Annotated in this window: 15 protein-coding genes; 11 read left to right on the top strand and 4 right to left on the bottom strand. The window is 65.0% G+C overall.

Annotated elements, in window-relative coordinates:
* The first annotated feature begins 81 nt into the window (after positions 1-81).
* From ACPCJR_RS23370 to ACPCJR_RS23360, 3 genes are read left to right on the top strand one after another with little or no spacing between them, the layout of a single operon-like run.
* Complete coding sequence (locus ACPCJR_RS23370) at positions 82-834, top strand: ImuA family protein (RefSeq protein WP_024350861.1); 753 nt, start codon at positions 82-84, stop codon at positions 832-834.
* Positions 749-2,269: a Y-family DNA polymerase gene (locus tag ACPCJR_RS23365; protein WP_126006078.1), complete on the top strand. Its 1,521-nt coding sequence runs from the start codon at positions 749-751 to the stop codon at positions 2,267-2,269. Before ACPCJR_RS23370 ends, ACPCJR_RS23365 begins: the two co-directional genes overlap by 86 nt.
* Entirely contained in the window at positions 2,266-5,538 is a 3,273-nt protein-coding gene (locus tag ACPCJR_RS23360) for an error-prone DNA polymerase (protein WP_126006076.1), read from the top strand. The genes ACPCJR_RS23365 and ACPCJR_RS23360 overlap by 4 nt, the downstream gene beginning before the upstream one ends.
* On the opposite strand, the gene ACPCJR_RS23355 is transcribed toward ACPCJR_RS23360, so the two are convergent.
* From ACPCJR_RS23355 to ACPCJR_RS23340, 4 genes are all read right to left on the bottom strand, one after another.
* Entirely contained in the window at positions 5,510-8,473 is a 2,964-nt protein-coding gene (locus ACPCJR_RS23355) for a DEAD/DEAH box helicase (protein ID WP_126006074.1), read from the bottom strand. The two genes, ACPCJR_RS23360 and ACPCJR_RS23355, sit on opposite strands and share 29 nt — an antisense overlap.
* On the bottom strand, positions 8,473-10,272 hold the full coding sequence (locus ACPCJR_RS23350) for a hypothetical protein (protein WP_126006072.1): 1,800 nt from the start codon (positions 10,270-10,272) through the stop codon (positions 8,473-8,475). Before ACPCJR_RS23350 ends, ACPCJR_RS23355 begins: the two co-directional genes overlap by 1 nt.
* On the bottom strand, positions 10,269-11,459 hold the full coding sequence (locus ACPCJR_RS23345) for a DUF6361 family protein (RefSeq protein ID WP_024588025.1): 1,191 nt from the start codon (positions 11,457-11,459) through the stop codon (positions 10,269-10,271). Before ACPCJR_RS23345 ends, ACPCJR_RS23350 begins: the two co-directional genes overlap by 4 nt.
* A gap of 390 nt (positions 11,460-11,849) precedes the next feature.
* Complete coding sequence (locus tag ACPCJR_RS23340; protein ID WP_312203783.1) at positions 11,850-13,724, bottom strand: putative bifunctional diguanylate cyclase/phosphodiesterase; 1,875 nt, start codon at positions 13,722-13,724, stop codon at positions 11,850-11,852.
* 261 nt (positions 13,725-13,985) lie between these two features.
* Here ACPCJR_RS23340 and ACPCJR_RS23335 point away from each other — a divergent pair, with 261 nt between their 5' ends.
* The 8 genes from ACPCJR_RS23335 (at position 13,986) to ACPCJR_RS23300 (ending at position 24,036) form a co-directional block, all read left to right on the top strand.
* Positions 13,986-14,945: an ArdC family protein gene (locus ACPCJR_RS23335; protein ID WP_126006068.1), complete on the top strand. Its 960-nt coding sequence runs from the start codon at positions 13,986-13,988 to the stop codon at positions 14,943-14,945.
* The gene (locus tag ACPCJR_RS23330; RefSeq protein ID WP_126006066.1) at positions 14,942-15,271 is read left to right on the top strand and encodes a hypothetical protein; all 330 of its coding nucleotides are present in this window, start codon (positions 14,942-14,944) and stop codon (positions 15,269-15,271) included. The genes ACPCJR_RS23335 and ACPCJR_RS23330 overlap by 4 nt, the downstream gene beginning before the upstream one ends.
* A gap of 77 nt (positions 15,272-15,348) precedes the next feature.
* Positions 15,349-17,475: a ParB/RepB/Spo0J family partition protein gene (locus ACPCJR_RS23325; protein ID WP_126006064.1), complete on the top strand. Its 2,127-nt coding sequence runs from the start codon at positions 15,349-15,351 to the stop codon at positions 17,473-17,475.
* A 59-nt stretch (positions 17,476-17,534) separates the two neighbouring features.
* A complete protein-coding gene (locus tag ACPCJR_RS23320; protein ID WP_126006062.1) occupies positions 17,535-17,753 on the top strand; it encodes a hypothetical protein in 219 nt (72 codons plus the stop codon).
* A 68-nt stretch (positions 17,754-17,821) separates the two neighbouring features.
* Positions 17,822-18,235, top strand: coding sequence for a hypothetical protein (locus ACPCJR_RS23315; RefSeq protein WP_126006060.1), 414 nt, complete (start codon positions 17,822-17,824; stop codon positions 18,233-18,235).
* Entirely contained in the window at positions 18,232-18,456 is a 225-nt protein-coding gene (locus ACPCJR_RS23310) for a DUF6117 family protein (protein WP_126006058.1), read from the top strand. The genes ACPCJR_RS23315 and ACPCJR_RS23310 overlap by 4 nt, the downstream gene beginning before the upstream one ends.
* Before the next feature lie 223 nt (positions 18,457-18,679).
* The gene (locus ACPCJR_RS23305) at positions 18,680-23,002 is read left to right on the top strand and encodes a strawberry notch-like NTP hydrolase domain-containing protein (RefSeq protein ID WP_391515241.1); all 4,323 of its coding nucleotides are present in this window, start codon (positions 18,680-18,682) and stop codon (positions 23,000-23,002) included.
* Entirely contained in the window at positions 23,002-24,036 is a 1,035-nt protein-coding gene (locus ACPCJR_RS23300; protein WP_126006056.1) for a DUF7146 domain-containing protein, read from the top strand. Before ACPCJR_RS23305 ends, ACPCJR_RS23300 begins: the two co-directional genes overlap by 1 nt.
* The last annotated feature ends 137 nt before the right edge of the window (positions 24,037-24,173 follow it).

Below are 24,173 nucleotides of genomic sequence, written 5' to 3'. Positions count from 1 at the left end.
TACTGCCTTGACTCATCACCAAAAACCAAGAACAAAAAGGGAACATGATGGCAAACACATGTCCGGAGGTCAGTTGGAAGAGTGCGGCCCGAGCCCGCCATAGAGTCTTTGAGAGCGCAGATCGAAAAGATCGAAGGCAGGAGCCGGCGCGCCAAATCGGTTCTCCCGTTTGGGATTGCCGACGTCGACTCGCGACTCCCCGGTGGCGGGTTAGCGCTCGGCGCGCTGCATGAGATCGCCGGCGGTGGGAATGGCGCGGTCGATGGCGCCGCAGCAGCCTTGTTCAGCGCGGGCGTCGCGGCTCGAACCAAGGGCAAGATTCTGTGGTGCATCACCCGTCCAGATCTCTTCGCGCCGGCGATCGCTCAAGCTGGTCTCGCGTCCGATCGCGTAATCTATCTCGAAGCAGGCGATGACAAGACCGTGTTGGCCTGCATGGAGGAAGGGCTCCGCCATGGTGGCCTAGGGGCGGTTCTCGGTGAGGTGGCGCGGCTTTCCATGACAGCCTCGCGCCGCCTTCAGTTGGCGGCCGAGGGAAGCGGATCGATCGGGATCGCGCTGCGGCGTTGGCGACGACAGACCGAGGCCACTGATTTCGGCCAACCCACCGCCGCGATGACACGCTGGCGCGTGTCTATGGTGCCATCGACACCTCTGCCTGTTCCGGGCGTAGGGCGTGCCCGCTGGCTGGTCGAACTGATCCGCGCACGCGCGGGCGAGAGTGCAGATTTCGAGTTGGAGGCGTGCGATGACACGGGTCGTCTCGCTCTTCCTGCCGAGCTGGTCCACCGACCGGCTCCGGCGGAAGGCTGGCGACGCGGCGCCTCCGGCTGAGGCGCCGCTCGTCCTGATTGGCCGGGAAGGAAATAGGCGGGTGGTGCTGGCGGCGAATGCCCCAGCCATGGCCGCCGGCCTTCGCCCCGGCATGCCTGTGACCAAGGCTCAGGTCCTAGTGCCAGACCTCGTCGTGGAAGATGCCGAGCCGGCAGCCGATGTGGAGGCACTTGATCGGCTCGCCACCTGGCTACTGCGCTACGCGCCTGTCGTGGCCCCTGATCCTCCAGACGGGATCATCATCGACTCGACCGGAGCCGACCACCTTCACGGCGGCGAAGCTGCCATGCTGGAGGGCCTGATCGGTAGGCTGGCCATGTCCGGTATCGCCGCTCGAGGCGCCATCGCCGACAGCTGGGGCGCGGCCCACGCCTTGGCCCGGTTTGCAGCCCGTCCAACGATAATCGCTCCTGAACGTCATGATGCATCGCTGTTGGAACCGCTTCCGCTGGCCGCGCTGCGCATCGACGCTTCGATCGTCGCGGCGCTGCGAACGCTTGGCTTCGAAACCATCGGCGATATCCTCGCGCAGCCGCGTGCGCCGCTCACCCTGCGCTTCGGTCCAGCAATCGGCCGCCGTATCGACCAAGCGCTGGGCGATCTGTCAGAGCCGATCGATCCGGTTCGACCCGCCGACCTGATCGAAGTGCGCAGATCGTTCGCGGAACCGATCGGCGCGGCGGAGACCATCGCCCGCTACATCGCCAAGCTCGTCGATCAGCTCTGCGACCGCCTCGAGGCAGCGGGTCTCGGCGCGCGACGCCTCGACCTCATCTGCCACCGTGTCGACAGTCGCTCACAGGCGGTCCGGGTTGGAATGGCGACGCCGGTCCGGGATGCAAAGCGCCTGACGCGCCTCCTATGCGACAAAATCGAGACGATCGAGCCTGGCTTCGGAATCGAGGTGATGACGCTTGCGGCCAGCGTCGCTGAGCCGATCGAGCGTCGGCAGACCGTCAGTTCGTTGATCGAGGAGAGTGTGCCGGACGTCTCGGACCTGATCGATACGCTTATGAACCGGGTGGGTGAGCAGGCGCTCTATCGGCTGGCGCCGGTTGCGAGCGACGTTCCGGAACGCTCCGTTGGCCGCATTCCGGCGATGGCCGCCGATACGGGCGCAGCATGGCCCGGCCATTGGCCGCGGCCCTCGCGTCTGCTGCCGCACCCGGAACAGGTCGAGACTGTAGCGCTCTTGCCTGATCATCCGCCCGTTTCATTCACCTGGCGCGGCGTGCGCCGCCGACTCCGCCGGGGTGATGGACCGGAGCGCGTGTTCGGAGAGTGGTGGAAACGCGACGCCGAATTGGTCGCCGTCCGAGACTATTTTCGGGTCGAGGACGACGCCGGCGAACGCTACTGGCTTTATTGTGCCGGTGACGGCGAAGACACGGCAACGGGGTCGCACCGCTGGTTCATCCACGGGGTCTTCGGATGAGCTCACCTCGCTACGTCGAACTGCAGGTCACCTCACACTTCAGCTTCCTGCGCGGCGCGTCCTCCTGCGAGGAACTGTTTGCGCAAGCGGCCTTGGCTGGGATCGAGGCCGTCGCCATCGTCGATCGGAATTCGCTCGCCGGCGTCGTCCGTGCTCATGAAGCGGCCAAGACCACCGGCGTTCGCCTGGTTGTCGGTTGCCGGCTCGACCTCGCTGACGGGACATCCGTGCTCGTCTATCCGACGGATCGACCCGCTTATTCGCGCCTCTGCCGTCTTCTGTCCCTCGGCAAAAAGCGGGGGGGCAAGGCCAGGTGCGTCCTCGAATGGCCTGATCTCGTCGCGTATGGCGAAGGCCTGATCGTCGCGCTAGTACCCGACCTGGCGGATGACGAGTGCGCGTTCCGGCTCCGGCGATTGCGGGACGCTTTCGGCGACAAAGCCTATCTCGCGCTCACCTTACGCCGCCGGCCGAACGATCAGCTCAGACTGCATGAGCTTTCGAACATGGCCACACAGATGCGCGTGCCCACCGTGGTGACGAACGACGTCCTCTTCCACGAGCCGGCCCGGCGAATCCTGCAGGACGTGGTCACGTGCATCCGTCACAACGTCACGATCGATACGCTTGGCGATCGGCGAGAGCGACATGCCGATCGCTACATCAAGCCGCCGGACGAAATGCATCGTCTGTTCAGCCGCTATCCCGAGGCCCTTGCCCGGACGCTGCAGATCGCGGACCGCTGCCGCTTCAGCCTCGACGAACTTGCATACCAGTATCCGGAAGAGCGCGACGATCCCGGACTCACGCCCCAGGAGACGTTGGCGAAGCTCACCTGGGAGGGGGCCGCTGAACGGTATCCCGAGGGCGTACCCGAGAGCGTGACTGCCGCCCTCCAGCATGAGTTGCGGTTGATCGAGAAGCTGGAATACGCCCCATATTTCCTGACCGTGAACTCCATCGTTCGCTTCGCGCGGTCAAAGGACATTCTGTGTCAGGGTCGCGGATCGGCCGCCAACTCCGCCGTCTGTTACGTTCTTGGCATCACCTCGATCGATCCAGGCCGCAATGACCTGCTGTTCGAGCGATTCATCTCCGAGGAACGGCGCGAGCCGCCCGACATCGACGTCGATTTCGAGCATGAGCGGCGCGAGATCGTCATGCAGTGGGTGTTCGAGACCTACGGCCGAGAGCATGCCGCGCTGTGCTCGACCGTCATCCGGTATCGCACCAAGGGCGCGCTGAGGGACGTCGGCAAGGCGCTCGGCCTGCCCGAAGACCTGATCGGCACGCTGTCGTCGCAGGTGTGGGCGTGGTCAGAGGAAGGCGTCGAGAAGCGTCACGTCGAGGAGTTGAACCTCAACCTCGCCGACCGGCGCCTTCGGATGACGCTCGACCTTGCCCGACAGCTGATGGGCGCTCCCCGCCACCTCAGCCAGCACCCTGGCGGCTTCGTGCTCACCCAGGACCGCCTCGACGATCTCGTGCCGATCGAGCCCGCGTCGATGGTCGATCGCCAGGTCATCGAATGGGACAAGGATGATATCGACGCTCTCAAGTTCATGAAGGTCGACGTCCTGGCGCTCGGCATGTTGACCTGCATGAAGAAAGGGCTCGATCTGCTCGCCGAGCACAAGGGCGTAAACCTCGATCTGGCTACCATCCCGGCCGAGGATCCTCGCACCTATGCGATGATCCGGAAGGCCGATACGCTCGGCACCTTCCAGATCGAAAGCCGTGCGCAGATGTCCATGCTGCCGCGCCTTAAACCGCGTACCTATTATGACCTTGTCGTTCAGGTCGCCATCGTCCGGCCTGGGCCGATTCAAGGCGACATGGTTCACCCCTATCTTCGTCGCCGGGAGGGGCTGGAGCCTGTCCATTATCCGAAGCCAGAGCTCGAGAAGGTTCTGGGCAAGACGCTCGGCGTTCCCCTGTTCCAGGAGCAGGCGATGCGCGTCGCGATCGAATGCGCCGGGTTCACGCCCGGGGAAGCCGACATGCTGCGCAAGTCGATGGCGACCTTCAAGTTCACCGGGGGTGTATCGCATTTCCGGGACAAGCTGATCGCCGGCATGGTGGCCAATGGCTACGACGCTGCCTTCGCCGAGCAGACCTTCAAGCAGCTCGAAGGCTTCGGCTCTTACGGCTTTCCGGAAAGCCACGCAGCCTCTTTTGCGCTTATCGCCTACGCGTCGGCCTGGCTGAAGTGCTGGCACCCCGACGTTTTCTGCGCAGCGCTCCTGAACAGCCAGCCCATGGGGTTCTACGCGCCGGCCCAGATCGTGCGTGATGCGCGAGATCATGGCATCGAGGTGCGACCGGTGTGCGCCAATGCGTCCCGTTGGGACTGCACGCTCGAGCCGATCGATGATGACGGCCGATTTGCTGTTCGGCTCGGCCTGCGCATGGTCAAGGGTCTGGCGAACGCCCATGGCGCAGCGATCGTCTCTGCCCGGGCGGGACACCGATTCATGTCGGTGGACGATCTCTGGCGCCGAGCTGGCGTGCCCGTGGGCGCGTTGACGCAGATCGCTGAGGCGGACGGTTTCCGGCCGCCCTTTGGTCTTGCTCGACGGGAAGCGCTCTGGGCGATCAAAGCCCTTCGGGATGAGCCATTGCCGCTCTTTGCTGCGGCCTCGGCCCGCGAAGCGGAAATCGTGCCCGAGGTTGCCGAACCGGCCATCGTCCTCCGACCCATGACGGCCGGTGGCGATGTCGTCGAAGACTACCGCCACGTCAGCCTGTCTCTACGGGATCACCCCGTATCCTTCCTCCGGCAAGACCTGCGGCGGCGCCGAATGGTCACCTGCATCGAAACTATGGAGGCGCGTGACGGCCGGTGGCTCGAAACGGCCGGCATCGTGCTGGTCCGACAGCGGCCAGGGTCTGCCAAGGGCGTCATGTTCATAACGCTGGAAGACGAAAGCGGCATCGCGAACCTCGTGGTTTGGCCTAAGGTCTTCGAGCAGAACCGTCGCACGATCCTGTCCGCGGGTATGATCGCGGTTCGCGGTCGCGTCCAGCGCGAGGGCGAAGTGGTCCATCTCGTCGCCCAGCGGCTCACGGACCTCTCCGCCGATCTGGCGAGCGTCGGAGATCGAGAGACCGCCTTCCCATTACCACATGGTCGAGGCGACGAGTTTCACCATGGCTCGCCGACGCCCGATCCACGTGGCTTGCCGCCCCGGACCGTTCGACCGCGCGACATTTTCATCCCAGATCTCCACCTGGACACGATCAAGGTGAAGACGAGAGACTTTCGGTAACGACCGCTGCAGAGGCACGCGAGATAGCCGAGAGGTCGATCGCGAGTTCTCGCGCTCCGGTCTCGTCAGCTCCGACGCGGCGAAGCATCGCGACGAAGGCCTTGGGATCTGGCTGTCCCAACGCGAGCCGGTAATAGAGCAGGTCCTCAAGCATGCGGTCCCGTCGGGCCGCTCGGTGGCTGAACCGCCAGTCAAAGCTGACGCTGGTCGGGCGGCCTTCGACTGGAAGCCACCACCGCTCGAGCCCCGTGCGGTCGCTATCGACCCTCTTGGCGAGAGAGATCAACTCGCCGAACGGGCTCGAGCCACGGGCGGCAGCGAGCGATTGCGCGCCATGCTCACGCGCCAGCGAGCGCCGGACCGCGAGACTCCCGTAGCGCGCGATGCGGCCCTCGCGCTGCTCGAAGTCGACCGGATCGCCCGGGAGGTCCCAATGAACGATCCGGCTGCACCATAGATGGAAGTCCAATCCCTCTTGGCCGATCGAGGTTGTGCAGAGCATGTGCGGCCAGAAAGGCGAGTTGAACGCGCGGCGAAGGGTGTTGCTGCGAAGGCGCTTTATTCCCTTCTTTCCGCCGCGGCTCTGTTCGCCTCCGGCGAAGGGAGTCACGGCCTGCACTGGGACGCGGTGGTTGGTTCTGCCGCGGCGAAATTGCACGAGACCGGGACGGTCGAGCAGGCTCGCCGAAAGCTGTTCGATGATCTCCAGTCCTTCGGCATCGCCCAGACTGGATAAGAGGCACATCTGCTCGTCCAGTACCGCCTCGAAGCCGCCCTTAAGCATCGCGTCCGCGAGCGCGTCGGGATAACGCTTCTTCTTGGACGATGACTGGATGAGGTCGGCGAAGGCCCTGTGGCCGAGATAAGGCCGCAGGTTCTCCCATAAGAACGCGAATGTCCGCTGTCGATCGCGGGGCCGATCCTGCGGAACATCGTGGCGCACAAGGCATCGCGCAAGGATCGAGCCCGGCGATGACAGGAGGTGGTCGCTGAGCGCCGCCACTTCCGCCGGTGAGACCCTGTTGATCTTGGGCAGGCTGGACCAGTTCTTGGCCTTCGCGCCCCGGCTCGCCCTGTCGGCCAGCGATGACACCCTCTGGTATGTTGTTCCGTTAATCTCGCGCTCGATTCCGGCCGCGACGATCCAGGTCGGACGCTTCTCTGTCCCGTCGAGGCGAATCCGCCGCGCTTGGAGATATACCTCGAGCTGTCGACGGGCGTCCGCCCGGACGCTCGCGAGCGTCGTGCCCCTCGACTTCCTTGGTTCGATCGCGAGTGGCAGGCTGGGCCACGGCATGAAGAGCCCGACCAGAGCGCCAGTTTCGCTGCCCCCGGGCCGCAAGAGCGCGACTGGCGCCTTCTCCTTCGGCTTTCGCAGTCCACCGGACAGGTTGATTGAGAGCAGGGCCGAGATGGCCGTCGGGGCGCCGCGCCACCTGCTGAATAGCAGCGTCTTGCCTGGAAGCGGCCGCCTTCCTGACCACGGCCCCTCCAATCGCCACCAAGCAACAGTTGGCGGCTGCCACGGTAATGAGAGATGAGCATTATCTCCGACCAAATGGGCGAGATGGCGCAACTGGGGGTGCGCAAGATTGCCCTTGCCGCTTCCGGCCTCGATCGGAGCGGGCTTGGCGGCCTGAAGGGACTTCCAAATCTTGTAGCCGTGCATCGTCTGCGCGGGGTATGGGATCGAGGTCCACATCGCTGGCGCCCAGCCGGCAAACTCCGCGCCGGCAGTCTCAGCGAAGTGCTTGAACACGACGAGGTCCTGAGTCTCAACGGAGACTTGCGGGTTATCGCGGTCGAACAGGTCCTCCTTGTGCACCAAGGCGCGCTCCGTCCGCGCCATCAAAGGCCGGAGGAGCGCCTCAAGTCTCTCCTTGGCGCGCAGGACCGACGCGCGGATTGCGTCCCCCGTCCCGATCGTCTTCAAGGCACGGCGGTAGTCACGCATCGCCTCCTCGACGGCGGCCCGGCATCCTTCGTCGTCAGCGAGGAAGCCGGCGAGATCGATGAGCGATCGGTAGTGGTCGACCTCATGGATATCTTCGCCGTCAAGGCGTCGCAGCCTGTATGGTGTTGCGGAGAGCAGAAGCACCGCCGGTCTCTCGTCGCCGCCGAGAAGCGCCTCCACGAGGAGCCGGTGGATACGCGCTCGTTCATGTTTTAGCCGAACGTTCGAAGTCTCGGCCTTCGGAACGATCAAATCCGCATATCGGTGGAACTCGTCGAGAACGACGAGGTCGGGCTTCACCTTCTTGAGGCGCAGCGCTGCCAGCGCGAGGACCGATCTGAAGCGGCCGACGAACTCGACGACATCCACGTCATCGCGCTCGAGCCATTCCAACGCGGCTTTCTCGATGCTCCCCGACTGGCAGTCGAAGATGTCCCGCATTGCCCGCTCGATCTCAATTGCGGTGAAGCCCTTAAGGTCGCCGCGGTCGGCGAGCAATCGCCGTCCTCCCGCGGCTCGCTCGCGGTCGAGCCGTTTCACAGCAGACAATAATGCAGGGAACCGTTCCAGCGCCGAGCGTATCAGTTCGCGCTCCGTCTTCCGGCCGGTCCTCGGGCCCGGCTTCCATCCGGGCAAGCTCGTTTCCGGGGTGAAGGTGAACACCCGGAATCCATTCCCCTCCTCGGGCAGCCAGCCGGGGACCAGCGCGAGACGGTCTCCGCCGGGATCGTATTCATCGGGGTCGATCCCAGTCAGCGAGACAAACTTCGGGCGGTTTTGACCGGCAATCTCGAGGCTCGGACAGAGGTACATCACGTTCAGTCGTCTGCGTCCCGCCCGCAGCCGCTGGGCGATCGTCCTGGCAATGACGGTCTTGCCCAGCCCGACCTCGTCGGCGACGAGGAAGCGACGCGGGCCGTTTGCCTTGAGAACCTCGCTTGCCACTTCGACGGTGCGGGACTGAAACGGTGCGAGCTCCATCAGACGTCCCGGTGGATGGCGTCGTGGACGGCCTGCAGGAAAGGCCGCACCTCGGACAGGTCCGCGAGAGCAGCGCGCCTCTCCTCCTCGTCGGGCAGTTCCTCGAAAGTCTCGCGAAATGAGTCGAGCATCGCCATCATGCCGGCGGTACGTCGCTCGAAGCCTCGAGGATCGCGGGCCCAGGCGGACAGCATCGTCTCAAGCGTGAACATCTCGGGCACGTTAGAGGGCTCGCGCTCATGCGTATTATGCAGCCGGTCGGACCACCTTTCCCCTGCCGTGCCGTCGAGACCGTCGAGTTGCGAGCGCAGCCAATCCCGGAACCTGCTGGCCCCAACGTATCGGGTCAGGAGCGCGAGGTCGCGACGGTCGTGGTCGAGACCGGTAACTGGCAGCGAGAGCACCCAGCATCGTTGGATCGTCCTGTCCGTTAGGCTGGTCGCACGGAACGAGACGAGCGACGTCCGTTCGCTCAGCACGACATTCCCGCGCAGAAGTCGGACCTTTCGCACACCTGTCTCGATCCAGACCCAGGCGTCGGGTTCGAGGAACGGTGCTGCCTCGAACCGCGCGGTCGCGAGTGCGGCGTCCGCTCCCTCGCCGACTGTAAGCATCAGTCCGCCGTCCTCGTATTCAAGGCCGAGCTCGCATTCGAGGAGGAGAGCGATCCGCTCATCCAGCTGCCGCCGGCTTTCCTCAAGCCTCGCGAGATCCTCGTCTACTCGGGAATAGTCGAACTCAAAGCCAGATTGCACGAAGCTATGAAGCGAGCTGGCTAGCGCCGTGTCCATGACGTCGAGGATGGCGACAGCCTCGGCGTTTGGACCAAGCAATCCGCGCTTCGTCAGGTTGGCGCTGCCGAGCATGATGGCCGACCGCTTCCCCTTGCTGACGGCGATCATCTTGGCGTGAACACCCGCCGGTAGCGGCTCGATAAACTCAGCGGTCCTGTCGTCGGTCTGCTGGTCTACTGAGACAGTCGTTTCCGGCTCCGCCGCCGCACCTGTCCGAAAGACGATCCCGGATATCGGCGCACAGCTGCCAGCCGACACGTCATTCGTCAGCAGGGTAACGGAGGGGGCGCCCGCGCGTAGCACCTCTCGCAGTCCGGTCACATCGATGAAGGGGCTGACCGCGCTGGCCGTCTCCGCCCCACCCAGCAACGGCGCGGAGATGAAGGACGTGTCTCCACCCGGCCTGCGCCACAGCAATCGCCGAATGGCCGTACCGGCAGGAGCGAGCCAGCGCGCAGTGCGCAGCTCGTTGAGTTCAGTCGCAGTGAATTGGCCTTCGACCAGAAGGCCACGCGCCAGTTCGGCGATGTCCGGAACCAAACGCGCCGCCTTATCGTGCGAGGACGTAACGAGAAGGCCGGCGTCTAGGTCTCGCGAGCCAGTCAAGTTCCGGCTGCCGATCCAGAATCGCCACTGGACGGGATCGCCATCGTATCGAACGAGGGCGACTTTTGGATGCCAGCTCTGGCGGCGCTCGTTGGCCGGGATCGCCTCAATCATCGTGTCGAGCAGAGGCAGGATCGACCTGTGCGCTCGGGGTGCGATTATGCGACCGACCTGATGCAGCACGCGGAGCTTGCCGCGCACGCAGTCGAAGGCCTTCACGAGACCGAGCGGGGAGCTCTCGAACTCGGCCTCAGCATCTCCGCCAAGCGCAAGGACGAGTCCGAGTAGTGCGACAAGGTCGAGCGAGTAGGTGGCGACGACCGCTCGCGAGACGAATTGCCCAGCGTAGGGCCGCAGTGCGCCAAAAACCGAGATGCGGCTGCCCGGGTCGAAACTCATACGCCCACTCCGACGCGGATGATCATCTCCCGCACCACGGGCCACCGATAGTCGAGCGGTGCTGCGACGTCCTTGCGCCAGTCCACGCGCCGCTTAGCGTTCAGCAGGTACGCCCGCTCCCGCTTCAGCTCGCGCTCGCGGGTCTCGAGGGCACGGGAGATGCCGTCCAACTTCCTACCGGAGCGAACCCATTCGAGCACCTCCTGTACGAAGCGCGTGAGGTTGCCATCCATGCGGGTGGCCGCGCGCAGGGCGTCGAGGTTGGTCTCCAGTGCGGCCTCGCCATGCTGCGCAATGAGCTCAGGCAGCGCATCGGAATGGAGCCGTTCGTCGATTTCCAGGTCCACGTTGCGCTTCGCCTCGACGAGTGCGGCATAGGCTGCACGCGCAATACAGGCGATCGACGCCGCCCTCCGTGCCAGCGCGAGCAGATCCCGCTCCTCGGTAGAGGCCACGTCCTGAACCTTCCGCGACCAAAGCGATACAGTGCACACGCCGGCTTCTGCGAGGCGGCTGAGCAGTGGACGCGTCCCACCTGGACCGGCCTGCCGCCATTTCCGACGGATGTACTCCGCCTCCACACCACGGAGTTCGAAATCGAGAGCGCCGGACTTGTGCCGCCAACCCTCAGGCGCGCGCGGGATGTCTTCGAATAGATCGGTGACCGATGCCCTCAGCGCGTCGCTGTCGTCTCGCGTGATAAGCCTTGGCCAAGCGGCCTGCAGCTGCGATTCGGTCGGGGCGTAGTCCATGCCCGCGATAGGAGTTGCGATCTGCCAGGAGCGGAGGGCGGTCCAGTAGATCGTGCTCGCGCGAACAACCGGGCGCTCCCGTGCCTGATACTTCATCCATCCCGAGATGCCTGAGTTCTGTAGCTGCGGAACACCCTCCATCAATCGAAGAGAGTAACGGCGCTCTACCTCGAAGAGCCGGTCGCGGTCGAAACGACCGCCGTCGCTATTCGCCAATAGCTCCTGATACGCCCAGGCGACAAAGAATACATAGCGCAGTTGCTGATGCTGGACCGAAGTGCCTGGGAAGAAGCGGTCAGCGAACGCGAAGTGGATTGGTGCGAAGCCGAGCTCGTCGCGCGTCCCGTCCGACGAGAGCTTCGACAGAAATCGGTGAGCCGCATCTCGATCGGCCTCTGAGAGCATGAACCATCCGATAGCGGGCGTACCGGTCATCGAACCTCTCTTGCGCGGCCCGGATCAGCCTCTTCTCGATTGGGCATCCTCGTATGAATGTCGAGTGTCGCAAGTTCGAACGGAACGTTGGTGTCACAAGATGACACCGCAATACTGTCCAAACCCATCCGCCCGTAGGGTAAACGACACGCCCCCTCCGGGGACCAGCAGAAAACCGATTTCAAAGGATCAACCCCCGAGCCAGAATAGCCCGCGCGGTCTATCGCGGGTCAAGCTCAAGACTAATCATTTTGCCGACGTCGCACATACTTGATTGTGCTTGCTCAGATTAAATGTGGCTACGTTGCGAGCTATGCCTCGATGGCAACCTCTGGGCGCCCTAGCGGCTAGTTGGAACGACCGGTTGAGGACGTTGCCACCAAGGGCCGCTCATCTCGTTGAAAGGCGGCGCCTTGAGACAAGCTTAGCCAGACCGGACGATTGCCGAGCGGCATAGAGCGGCATGGTTCCAACGCCGGTCGATGCATGCCGGTAGAGCAACGTGCCCGTCGCATCGCGATCGGCGGGGTATGCGAATGCGTAGCCCTGACCAAGCGCACAGCCCATCGCCCAGAGCTGACTCGCCTGAACCTCGGTCTCGATGCCGACCGCGACCACGGCGACGCCGAGACGGCGGGCGATCTCGACTAGCCCTTCCACAATGATGGTGCTCGGATCGTCAGGCCACAGCCGGGCGACAAATGCCCGGTCGATCTTGATGATATCGACCGGCACATTCACCAGATGCGTCAGCGAGGCGTAGCCCGTGCCGAAGTCATCGAGGGCGACGCGCACCCCGGCAGCACGCAGCACTTCGATCTCCCGCGCTACGACCCGATCATTCCGACCGAGATAGACGTCCTCGCTTATCTCCAACACGATCTTGTTCAGGTCGATGCCACCTTTGGAGAAGGTCTCGGAGACCTTCTTGGCGAGGCTGCCCGTGTAGAAATCCGCTGTCGATACGTTCAGGCTGACCTGCTCGACGAGCAATCCCGCGTTTTGCCAATGACCTATGTCGGCAGCGACGATCGCCATCATGCGGGCCGTCAACTCGGAGGCGACATGAGCGTCAGTCGTTGCTTCCTGGAAAGAGCCGGCAGGAAGAAGATCGCCGCTTCGCGATCGCAGTCGGCACAGGGCTTCGAGTCCCACGATGAGGCCGGTGTCCAGCCTCAGGATCGGCTGGTAGTGCGCCTCGATACGATTTTCGGCTAAGGCTTCCGAGACATCACGGATCGCGGCGCGCCGGCTTGAGATCCGCGAGCCGATGCCGGGCCAGTAGCGAACGAAGCCGCCGCGGCCCGTCTCCTTCGCATGGTAGAGCGCGAAGTCGGCCGCTTCTCCGACGCTCGTCGCTGTGCGTTCGGTCTTGCTCAACGTCGCGCCGCCGATAGTCGCGCGAGGTACGACGGTGTGTCCGTCGCAGTCCGCCGCCACCTCGAGCTCGTCGAAGACGCGTTCGGCCGCAGCATTCAGGTCGGCGACATTTGTCGGCTGCTGGAGGATGACCGCGAATTCGTCGCCTCCTATCCGATAGGTGACGTCCGGCGCCATCGCGCGAGCGATACGCGCCGACGCGGCACGGATTAGAGCGTCGCCCGCCAGATGGCCGAACGTGTCGTTGACGATCTTGAGGTTGTCCAGGTCGATGATGAACAGTGCCCACGACCCGACATCGTCGCAGCGAAGCTGAGCCATCGCGCCGTTATAGGCCGCCCTGTTGGCCAAGCCGGTCAGTGCATCGACATTCGCTCGACGGTCCCGATCGAGCGTACTCTCGTGTCTGCGGAAGGCCGTCTCGCAGAGTTCCACGCAGGCTTCAGCCACGTCTCGCTCGACATCCGCGACCTGACGCGCACCGTGAAAATAGAGGTTCATCACCGCTAGCGTGTCGCCTGCCGCCCCAAGCACAGGCAGTGACCAACACGCCGATACGCCAAGTCCATGAATGATCGCCGCACTATGGGAGGCGCGAGGGTCGGACGCGAGATCCTCCAGGAGCACTGGCTGGCGCGAAAACGCAGCTCGCCCGGGTGCATCGGTGTCGGGGCCGATCGCAACTCCGTCATGCGCCTGGCTATAGGCTTCCGGGAAGCTCGGTGCCGCTAACGGCCGCATTGCGCCCGTTCGATCGATGGCGAACACCGAACAGAGCACACCGGGCCATGTCTTTTCGACCCGCAAGCAAAGTTGCCGCATCGTGTCGAAGAGCGGCTCACCGTTCGCGATCATTCGTAGAATTTCGTTCTGAAAGCGCAGCAACGACGGGTCACCCAGGAAACACACTTCGCCAACGCTGATGGTAATCGCTGTTCGCTTAACGGCTGACCTCTGAACACGATAAACATTTCATTATCCTACGCGGGGGGAAGGCCTTCCCCTTCGGCCGAGCCCAAGGTCTCTGCCGACCCCTTCTGCGGGGAGACCCCGCAACGCCCCCCGAGAGTGAGAGTGCGGACCGGATTGCCGTGACGGGTTTAGGGTTGGGAGAGAGGCTTCCGGCGCCCGTCGCGGAGATCCGCGATGTCCAGACGAACTGCTTCGCCACGCCCAGGCCAGGACCGGGCGAACCTTTACGACGAGATTACCGATAAGATCGTCGCCGAGCTGGAGGCCGGTCGCGTGCCTTGGGTCCAACCGTGGGGAACGACGGCCGCAAAGGCCCCGCTTGCCATGCCGAAAAACGCTTCCACGGGCCGGCACTATTCGGGCATCAACATCCTGATCCTTTGGGGCGCCGTGATCGAACACGGCTTTCCGGGCCAGAGCTGGCTCACCTTCCGTCAAGCACTCTCGCTCGGCGGCAATGTCCGCAAGGGCGCGCGCGGTACGACCGTCGTCTATGCGGACCGCTTCACGCCAGAAGACGAGAAACGCCGCGCCCGCGAGAGCGGAGAGGACGTGCAGGCGATCCCGTTCCTGAAGCGCTTCACCGTCTTCAACGCAGCCCAGTGCGAGGGCCTGCCGGAGGACGTCACGGTCAATGCGCCGCCGCCGCCGCAGGGGATGATCGAACCACAGGTCGAATCGCTGATCCGCGCCTCAGGCATAGACTTTCGCATCGCCGGTGATCGGGCGTTCTACGTGCCTGCGCTCGACTATGTGCAGGTCCCTCCGCCACAAGCCTATTTCGAGCCGATCAACTGGCACCGCACGGCCCTGCATGAACTCGGACACGCGACGGGTCACTCGAGCCGAGTGGGCCGCGACCTGACCGGCGGCTTCGGCACCAAGAAATACGCGTTCGAGGAATTGGTCGCCGAAATGAACGCAGCCTTCTGCTGCGCTTCACTCGGCATCGTGCCCACCGTCCGCCACGCCGACTATATCGGCTCGTGGCTGCAGGTCCTGCGCGAGGACAACCGCGCCATCGTTCGGGCCGCAAGTCAGGCGAGCAAGGCGGCCGACTGGTTGCTGGCGCATGCGCCTGAGGCCGCTGCCCGCGACGTTGCGGCCGATGCACTTGAAAGGAGGGCGGCATGAGCATGATCTCATACCCGCTTCGGGTCTTCTTCGATTGCTCGACCGCTCACCTCTCGGATGCGTCGAGCTCCTATCTGAATGTTCACGCCGATCAGGGCGACGAGCTTGTCGCGGCGACACCCTACGGCTGGTTCATCTGGGTCGGAGAAGGCGACCGCGATAATTTCCCCGCCGATCTCGTGGGGATTACCGAATACGCGCGGCGCCTCGGCGCGGAATACATCCTGTTCGACCGGGATGCGCCTGAGGATGAGGCGCTTGCCAGATTCCTTGGTCGCGCCGATGCCCTTCCGGGGTCTCGCCGGGCGCGCCCAGGAGGAGAGTGAGAGGGAGGACGGGTTTTTCGTGACGGGTTGGAGGTCGAGAGAGAGTCTCTTGGCCGCCCGTCGCGGAGTACATCCCGATGGCTGTTGCAGCTCAAAAGATCGTCCTGTCGCCCTCGCGCGACATCCCCTTCAACAAGCTGGTCCTGAGTCAGTCGAACGTCCGGCGCATCAAGGCTGGTGTCTCGATCGAGGACCTGGCGGCCTCGATCGCCCGGCGCGGCCTGATCCAGAGCATCAGCGTTTTCCCGGTCGTCGATGCCGAAGGCAACGAGACCGGCATGTTCGAGGTCCCAGCCGGCGGACGCCGGTTCCGTGCGCTGGAGCTGCTGGTGAAGCAGAAGCGCCTCGCCAAGGTGTCGCCGGTGCCGTGCGTGGTGCGCGAGCGCGACAGCGCGATCCTCGCGGAAGAAGTCTCGCTCGCCGAGAATATCGAGCGCGCGCCGCTCCATCCCCTCGACCAGTTTCGCGCCTTTCAGGACATGCGCGACAAGGGCATGACCGAGGAGGAGATCGCCGCGGCCTTCTTCGTGCAGGCCCAAGTCGTCAAACAGCGGCTGCGGCTTGCTTCGGCGTCGCCAGCGCTGCTCGAGGTTTATGCCGAAGACGGCATGACGCTGGAGCAGCTCATGGCCTTCACCGTGTCTGGCGACCACGCCCGTCAGCAGCAGGTCTGGGACGCGATCAAGGACGCCTGGTCGAAGGAGCCTTACCAGATCAGGCGCATGCTGACCGAGACAACCGTTCGCGCCGCGGACAAGCGCGCGGTTTTCGTGGGAATCGAGACCTATGAACAGGCAGGAGGCATCGTCATGCGCGATCTCTTCCAGTCCGATGATGGCGGCTGGCTGCAGGACGCGAGCCTGCTCGACCGCCTGGTCGCCGAAAAGCTCAAGGCCACCGCCGAGTCGATCGCCGCCGAAGGCTGGAAGTGGATCGAGGTCGCGGTCAGCTTTCCCTACGACACGACGCGCGGCCTGCGGGAATTGCAGGGCGAGCCGCTCGACCTTTCGGCCGAGGAACAGGCGACCATCGAGGCGCTCAATGCCGAGTATCAGAAGCTCGAAGCCGAGTATGAAGGCGCCGACCAACTGCCAGACGAGGTAGACCAGCGCCTCGGCGAGATCGAGACGGCGCTCGCAGCCTTCGAGACCCGGCCGATGCGCTTCGAGGCGGACGACATCCCTCGTGCTGGCGTCTTCATCAGCATCGCCCATGACGGCAGCCTCGCCATCGACCGTGGCTACGTGCGGGCGGAGGATGAAGCACCGATCGATCCAGAGGTCGAGACCGGCGTGGACGCCGACGGCGATCCGGCCGAGCCGTCGGTGCAGAGGGCGGTCATCACCATCGGCGGCCAGCCTGCCGAGCCCGAGGACGACGAGGATGACGGCATCATCAAGCCGCTGCCGGAGCGCCTGGTGATCGAGCTGACGGCCTATCGCACGCTCGCGCTGCGCAACGCCGTCGCGGAGAGCCCGCACGTCGCCATGACGGCGCTCCTCCACAAGCTCGTCTCGGACACCTTCATGACCCGCATGTATACGGGCGCCATGGAAGCAGGCGTCAAGCACGTCTTCTTCCCGGCCCAGGACGATGCGCTGAAGGACAGCCCGTCCGCCCGTGCGGTGCAGGACCGCCACGCCGCCTGGGCGGGCGATATCCCGAAGGACGATGCAGCCCTGTGGGACTGGCTCGCCGACCTGGATGAGCCCAGCCGCATGGCTCTCCTCGCGCATTGCGTCAGCTATGGCGTGAATGCGCTCTATGAGCGGCCAAACCCGCATAGTGGCAGCGGTGTATCCCAGCATACCCTCGACATGAGGCTTTCGCAGGCCGACCGCCTGACGAAGGCGACAGGCCTCGATCTAGTCGAGGCCGGCTGGCGACCGACCTTCGGCAATTACCTCAACCGGGTGACCAAGCCTCGCATCCTGCAGGCGGTCCGCGAGGGCGCCGGCGAGCAGGCCGCACAACTCATCGACCATCTGAAGAAGGGCGACATGGCGAAGGAGGCCGAGCGCCTGCTGGCGGACACCGGCTGGCTGCCCGAGCCGCTGCGCGTGGTCGCCGAGGGTGAGGCGTCGACGGCGGAAACCCAGACCGGAGGCGAGGATGATGGCGCGGCGTTGCCCGACTTTCTCGCGAGCGATGACGAGGAGGCCGCCGGCGAAGACGATGAACGCCACCTCGTCGCGGCCGAATGATCGCTCTGGCGGGGCGGCTTCGGCCGCTCCGTCTATTCGCCCAATCGAGGAGCTACGCCATGTCGCAATCCAGCCCGGCGCCCCGGCGCGTCGTCTTCCAGTATCTCGTTCCCGTGCATGTCGAGGTCGAGGACGGGCTCGTTGCCTGCGTCACCGTCATCGATGAGACACCAGTCCGCGATCCCACCATCGTCGAAGGCGATCCCGCCTATCTCGGCGAGGCAGTGCAGGCCGCCGACAACGGTCAAGACTGGCCGTCCTGGCGGTTCGGCTACTAGCCGGACAGTCTTTCGATCCCTTCCGAGCCCGGCCCAGCGCCGGGCTTTTTTCGTTTCAGGAATCCGCCATGACCGATTTTCTCACCCGCTTTTCCTGCATGCTCGACGTCGGCACTGCCGCCAACGCAACGCGCGCCTTCGACATCTACACCACGCTGATGGCCGAAAACTCCCGCGAGGATCCCCCGGCCGAGCCGTTCCTGCTCTCCCTTTCGCCCGAATTCGGATCGGCTCGCCTGTGGCTGCGCGATCCTGGCAGCGCTGACCAGCAACTGGTGATCACCTTCGTTACCCGCTGCGCCGCGGCCTTCGGCCTGACCGGACATTGGGGCTTCCAGTGGGCGAATATTGCCTCGGACCCCGTAATCGACGGCTTCTCTGGCGGCGCCCATCTGCTCGATCTTTCGACCGGCCGGACGCTCGAATGGATCAGCACCGGACGCTGGCTCGCCGATCGACTTCCTCAGGGAGCCGCGCGATGAGCATTCCCGACCATGCCCGTGCCAATTTCGAGACGCTGGTGTACGCCGCGACCAGAGGCGACCTGGCGCTAATTGAATGCACCGAGATCGCAACGGGCGAGGTTCGCTACGTCATCTGCGCCGTTGGACGTGACGACGGCGACTACGTTTTTACGCCCTTCGGCCATCTGGCCGACGGCAACCCCTTCGAGCTCTACCGTCCACCCGATGCCTCGCCCTGAGGCGGGCGCTCGGACGGATCCGCGACAATAGTGCGATCCTTCGCCGGGAACGGCGCATCGCCCGCCGGCACGCGCAACTGCCGAAGACGTGCTTCCCGCAAGCCGGAGCGATGGTCGCTGACCGCGTCAGAGTGAGAGGTCGGCCGGGACGGGGTTGAGCCCGTCCGGTCGAGAGAGAGCGCCGGGCCGGCTCGTCCGTTCTTGCTCTCTCGAGGTTCCCTCCATGCTTTACGCTCCCGTCTCCGGAGCCGCCCCGGCGGCCTCGCTTCCGCTCGCGCCCAACGCGCCGCCGGCCGCCGCCATTCTCGCCGCCGCCGGCCATCTTCTTCCTCATCTCGAACAGGGCCGCGCGATCGATGCCGCGATACTGCGCTCGGCCATGGAACAGGCCTTCGGCGCGTCCGACGCTAGCGGCGCCTGGGACTGGAAGACGGCCTATGACGCCTGCGAAGCGGCAACCATCCTCTTCATGCGCAAATACGGAAAGCCGCTTTTCCGCAAAGCCGCGTCTCCGGCAGCACGGCTCGCAGCGCTGAGCAAGATCGCCGGGCTGCTGCCGACGCACACGCGCCGGTCCGAAGAGGCTCAGGCCCGTCAGCAGTTCTCGACGCCGACGCCGCTTGGTCTCGCGGCCTTGACCGCCGCAGCGCTCACGTCCGCTGACCGGGTACTGGAGCCCTCGGCCGGCACGGGCCTGCTTGCGATCCTTGCCGAGATCGAAGGCTCCGATCTCATCCTCAATGAGCTGGCCGAGACCCGCGCCGATCTTCTTGCCGCTCTCTTTCCAGCTAATGCGGTCACGCGTTTCGACGCCGCGCAGATCGATGATCATCTCGACCGCGCCGCCATACCCAGTGTCATCATCATGAACCCACCGTTCTCGGTCATGGCGGCCGTCTCAGGACGCGTCGCCGACGCCGCCTATCGCCATATCGCTTCCGCTCTGGCGCGGCTCGCGCCGGGCGGCCGGTTGGTCGCGATCACCGGCGCAAATTTCTCGCCCGAGCTGCCGGCCTGGCGGGACCACTTCGCCCGGCTGCAGGAGCGCGGTCGCGTCGTGTTCAGTGCGGCGATCGCGGGCTCTGTCTATGCCAAGCACGGCACGACCATCGACACCCGCCTGACCGTCATCGACAAGGCGCCGGCCGAGGATTTTGCACGCTTCCCGGCATCCCCCGGCATCGCGCCCGACGTGGCGACGCTCCTCGCTTGGATCGAACGCGACTTGCCCCCGCGCATGGCGGTCGCGCTGCCCAAGATTTGCCCGGACACGGCGCCGCGCACCGTTCGCGGCTATCTCGCCAAGGCCGCAGCATCCACCCCCGCCCGGCCGACGGCTGAGATCAAAGGCATGCCGCTTGACTATGAGACCATCGAGCGGATGCCTCCAGAAGAATGCCGACTGTCGGACTCGATCTATGAGGCCTATGCGCTCCAGTCGGTCCGCATCCCGAAGGCGCAGCCTCATCCCACGAAATTGGTGCAGTCGGCCGCCATGGCGTCGGTCGCGCCGCCGAAGCCGAGCTATCGCCCGACGCTTCCAACCGCGATCGTCACCGAGGGCGTTCTGTCCGACGCCCAGCTCGAGACGGTGATCTACGCCGGCGAAGCTCATGGCGAACACCTCGCAGGCGCCTGGACCGTGGACGAGACCGGCGATCTCGTCACCGCCGCGCCGCACGACGCGCCAAACGCCGTCCGCTTCCGGCGGGGCTTTATGCTCGGCGACGGGACCGGCGCCGGCAAGGGCCGTCAGTCCGCTGGCATCATCCTCGACAACTGGCTGCAGGGTCGCCGCAAGGCAGTATGGATCTCGAAGTCCGACAAGCTGCTGGAAGACGCGCAACGCGACTGGTCGGCGCTCGGTATGGAGCGCTTGCTGGTCACGCCGCTAGCGCGTTTCCCTCAGGGCACGCGTATCCGTCTCAACGAAGGCGTCCTTTTCACCACCTATTCCACGCTACGGTCCGACGACCGTGGCGAGAAGCTTTCGCGCGTCAAACAGATCGTCGAATGGTTAGGCTCGGACTTCGATGGAGTCATCATTTTCGACGAGTCGCACGCAATGCAGAACGCCGGCGGCGGCAAAGGAGAACGGGGCGATGTCGCGCCCTCACAGCAGGGCCGTGCGGGGCTCCGGCTCCAGCACGCGCTGCCGAACGCGCGCGTTGTCTACGTTTCGGCCACGGGCGCAACAACCGTCCATAATCTCGCCTATGCCCAGCGGCTCGGCCTGTGGGGCGGTGACGATTTTCCCTTCGCCAACCGCGCCGAGTTCGTGGAGGCCGTAGAGAATGGCGGTGTCGCGGCCATGGAGGTGCTTGCCCGCGACCTGCGCGCGCTGGGCCTCTACACGGCCCGGTCGCTCTCCTATGACGGCGTTGAATACGAACTGGTCGAGCACCAGCTTACGCCCGAGCAAACCCGCATCTACGATGCGTACGCCGGCGCCTTCGCCATCATCCATAACCATCTCGACGCCGCGATGCAGGCCGCCAACATCACCGGCGATAGCGGCACCCTGAACCGTCAGGCGAAGTCGGCCGCGCGTTCTGCATTCGAAAGCGCCAAGCAGCGGTTCTTCGGTCATCTGCTGACCAGCATGAAGACCCCGACGCTGATCCGCTCGATCGAGCAGGACCTGGCCGACGGGCACAGCGCCGTCATTCAGATCGTCTCGACCGGCGAGGCACTGATGGAGCGCCGACTGGCCGAGATCCCGACCGAGGAATGGAACGACGTGCGTGTCGACATCACGCCGCGGGAATATGTCCTCGACTATCTCGCCCATTCCTTCCCGGTGCAGCTCTACGAGCCGTTCTCCGACAGCGAGGGCAACCTGTCGTCGCGACCAGTCTTCCGGGACGGTCAGCCCGTCGAGAGCCGGGAGGCCGTCGCCCGCCGTGACGAGCTGATCGAACGGCTCGCGTCGCTAGAACCCGTTCCCGGCGCCCTCGACCAGATCGTCCAGCGCTTTGGCTCCGATGTCGTCGCCGAGGTCACCGGCCGTTCACGGCGCGTTGTGCGCAAGGGCGATCGCCTTGCCGTCGAGAATCGGGCGGGCTCGGCCAATCTCGCCGAGGCCGCCGCCTTTATGGACGACCAGAAGCGCATCCTGGTCTTCTCGGATGCGGGCGGTACGGGGCGCAGCTATCACGCCGATCTTGGCGCGAAGAACCAGCGCCTGCGTATCCACTATCTGCTGGAGCCAGGCTGGAAGGCCGATGCGGCGATCCAGGGTCTCGGTCGGACTAACAGGACCAATCAAGCGCAACCGCCGCTCTTCCGCCCGATCGCCACAGACGTGAAGGCTGAGAAGCGCTTCCTCTCCACGATCGCGCGTAGACTCGATACACTCGGCGCGATCACGCGTGGGCAGCGCCAGACCGGCGGCCAGGGTCTCTTCCGGCCAGAGGACAATCTCGAAAGCCCCTATGCGCGCGATGCGCTGCGCCAGCTCTATTTGCTGCTCGTGCGTGGCAAGGTCGAGAACTGCTCGCTCGACCGCTTTGAGTCCGCTACCGGTCTCAAGCTCACGGATGACAACGGCATCAAGGACGAGCTGCCGCCGATCACGACCTTCCTCAACCGTCTCCTCGCGCTGACCATCGACCTGCAGGGCGTGCTTTTTACGGCGTTTGAGCAGCTCCTGACGGCGAAGGTCGACGGGGCGGTTCGCAGTGGAGTCTATGACGTCGGACTCGAAACGCTGCAGGCCGAGAGCTTCATCGTCACCGGCAGCGAGGTGATCCATACGCACCCGGGCACCGGCGCGGAAACGCGGCTTTTCACCGTCACCCGCCGGGAGCGCAATCGACCGACGAGCCTCGCCGACGCGCTCGATCATCTCTCCGATCCGCGCGCACGGCTCCTGGTCAATGGTCGCTCCGGCCGCGCCGCCGTGCAGATTTCCGCACCATCGATGATGCTCGATGATGGCGAGATCGAGCGCCGCGTCTGCCTGGTCCGGCCGATGGAGCAGCACTATGCGCCGCTGCGCATGATGGGTGAGAGCCATTGGGAGGAAGCCGATCGCGCCGCCTTCGCCGCCGCGTGGTGGGCTGAGTTGAATGACGTGCCGGAGTTTTCCGACAGCACGATCCACATTGTCGCCGGCCTGTTGTTGCCGATCTGGAAGCGGCTGCCAAACGAGTCGACACGGGTCTACCGGCTCCAGACCGATGGCGGCGAGCGCATCATCGGCCGCCGCGTCTCGCCCGCCTGGGCGGCAAACGCCGTCACCACGGGCGCAACATCGCTGACCCCTGAGCAGGCCTTCACCGCTCTGATAGACGGCACGACGATCCTCGATCTCGCTGACGGCCTTCAGCTTCGGCGCGCCCGCGTCATGAATGCCCAGCGCCTGGAACTGACCGGCTTCACCGAGGCGATGCGGGACCGGCTGCGCACCTACGGCCTGTTCAGCGAGATCATCTCGTGGAAGCTCCGCTTTTTCGTGCCGGCCGACGCCACCGGACCGGGCGTCCTCGCCAAGGTGCTGGATACATATCCCGTGGCGCGCATCTCCGAGCGGGAGGCCGCGTGATGGCACGTCAGGACGCTTCCGATCTAGCGCACAGTCTCGGCCGGCAGGCCGAGGCGGTGTGCCGGCATTATCTTTCCACCGGTCGCCGCGAGGGCAACCACTGGCTCGTGGGCGATGCGCGCAACACACCCGGCCGCTCGATGTATGTCCGGCTCAAGGACACGCCGAAAGGTCCCGCCGGCAAATGGACCGACGCGGCCACCGGCGAGCATGGCGATCTCCTCGACGTCATCCGAGAAAGCTGCGGCCTCATCGACTTCAAGGATGTCGCCGACGAGGCGCGGACCTTTCTCTCGATGCCACCGGCACCGGAGGCCCGTCAGCACGAACGGCAGAACCCAGCGCCGCATGGCTCCCCCGAAGCGGCCCGCCGACTGGTCCGCATGTCGCAGCCGATCCACGGCACGCTCGTACAAACGTATTTACGGGAACGCGGCATTACGGATTTGCGCGGAACCGGAAGCCTGCATTTCCACCCGCGCTGCTATTATCGCCCCGAAGAGCATTCGCCGACCGAGACCTGGCCGGCGATGATCGCGGCCGTCACCGACCTCGACGGCAAGATCACCGGGGCGCATCGCACCTGGCTCGATCCGCGCCGCCGCGACAAGGCGCCAATCGACACGCCGAGGCGAGCCATGGGCGATCTTCTCGGCAACGCGGTCCGCTTCGGCATCGGCAGCGATGTGATAGCGGCGGGCGAAGGCATCGAGACCGTCCTGTCGCTTCGGCAGGTCCTTCCCGACATGCCGATGCTGGCGGCGCTCTCCGCGGCCCATCTCGCTGCCATCCTGTTCCCCGACACACTGCGGCGGCTCTACATCGTCCGCGACAACGATCCGGCCGGTGACGCTGCGCGCGACACCCTCATCGAACGGGCCGACGCGGCCGGGATCGAGGCGATTGTCATCTCGCCGGAGCTAGGCGACTTCAACGAGGATCTGCGCACCCTCGGCCTGGGCGCATTGAGCGTGGAAGCCCGGTTGCAGGTCGCGCCGCAGGACGTCGCGCGCTTCATGGCGTTGGCGGCATAGCCGGCAGGAGAACGGGCGTGAAGTTCGCCACCGTGCTCGGCGGATGCATCATTCCATCGGAGGGGGACCGCGCCTCGGCCTTCGAGAGGGCGATCGGCCCAAAAGCCGGCCAACCGGGCAATGGCGGCGGCCGACTA

The organism is Methylobacterium sp. NPDC097929 (assembly GCF_049543375.1).
In the GTDB taxonomy this organism is placed as follows: domain Bacteria; phylum Pseudomonadota; class Alphaproteobacteria; order Rhizobiales; family Beijerinckiaceae; genus Methylobacterium.
Note: the sequence above shows the minus strand (reverse complement) of the source record. Positions and strands in the feature narration are given on the sequence as shown.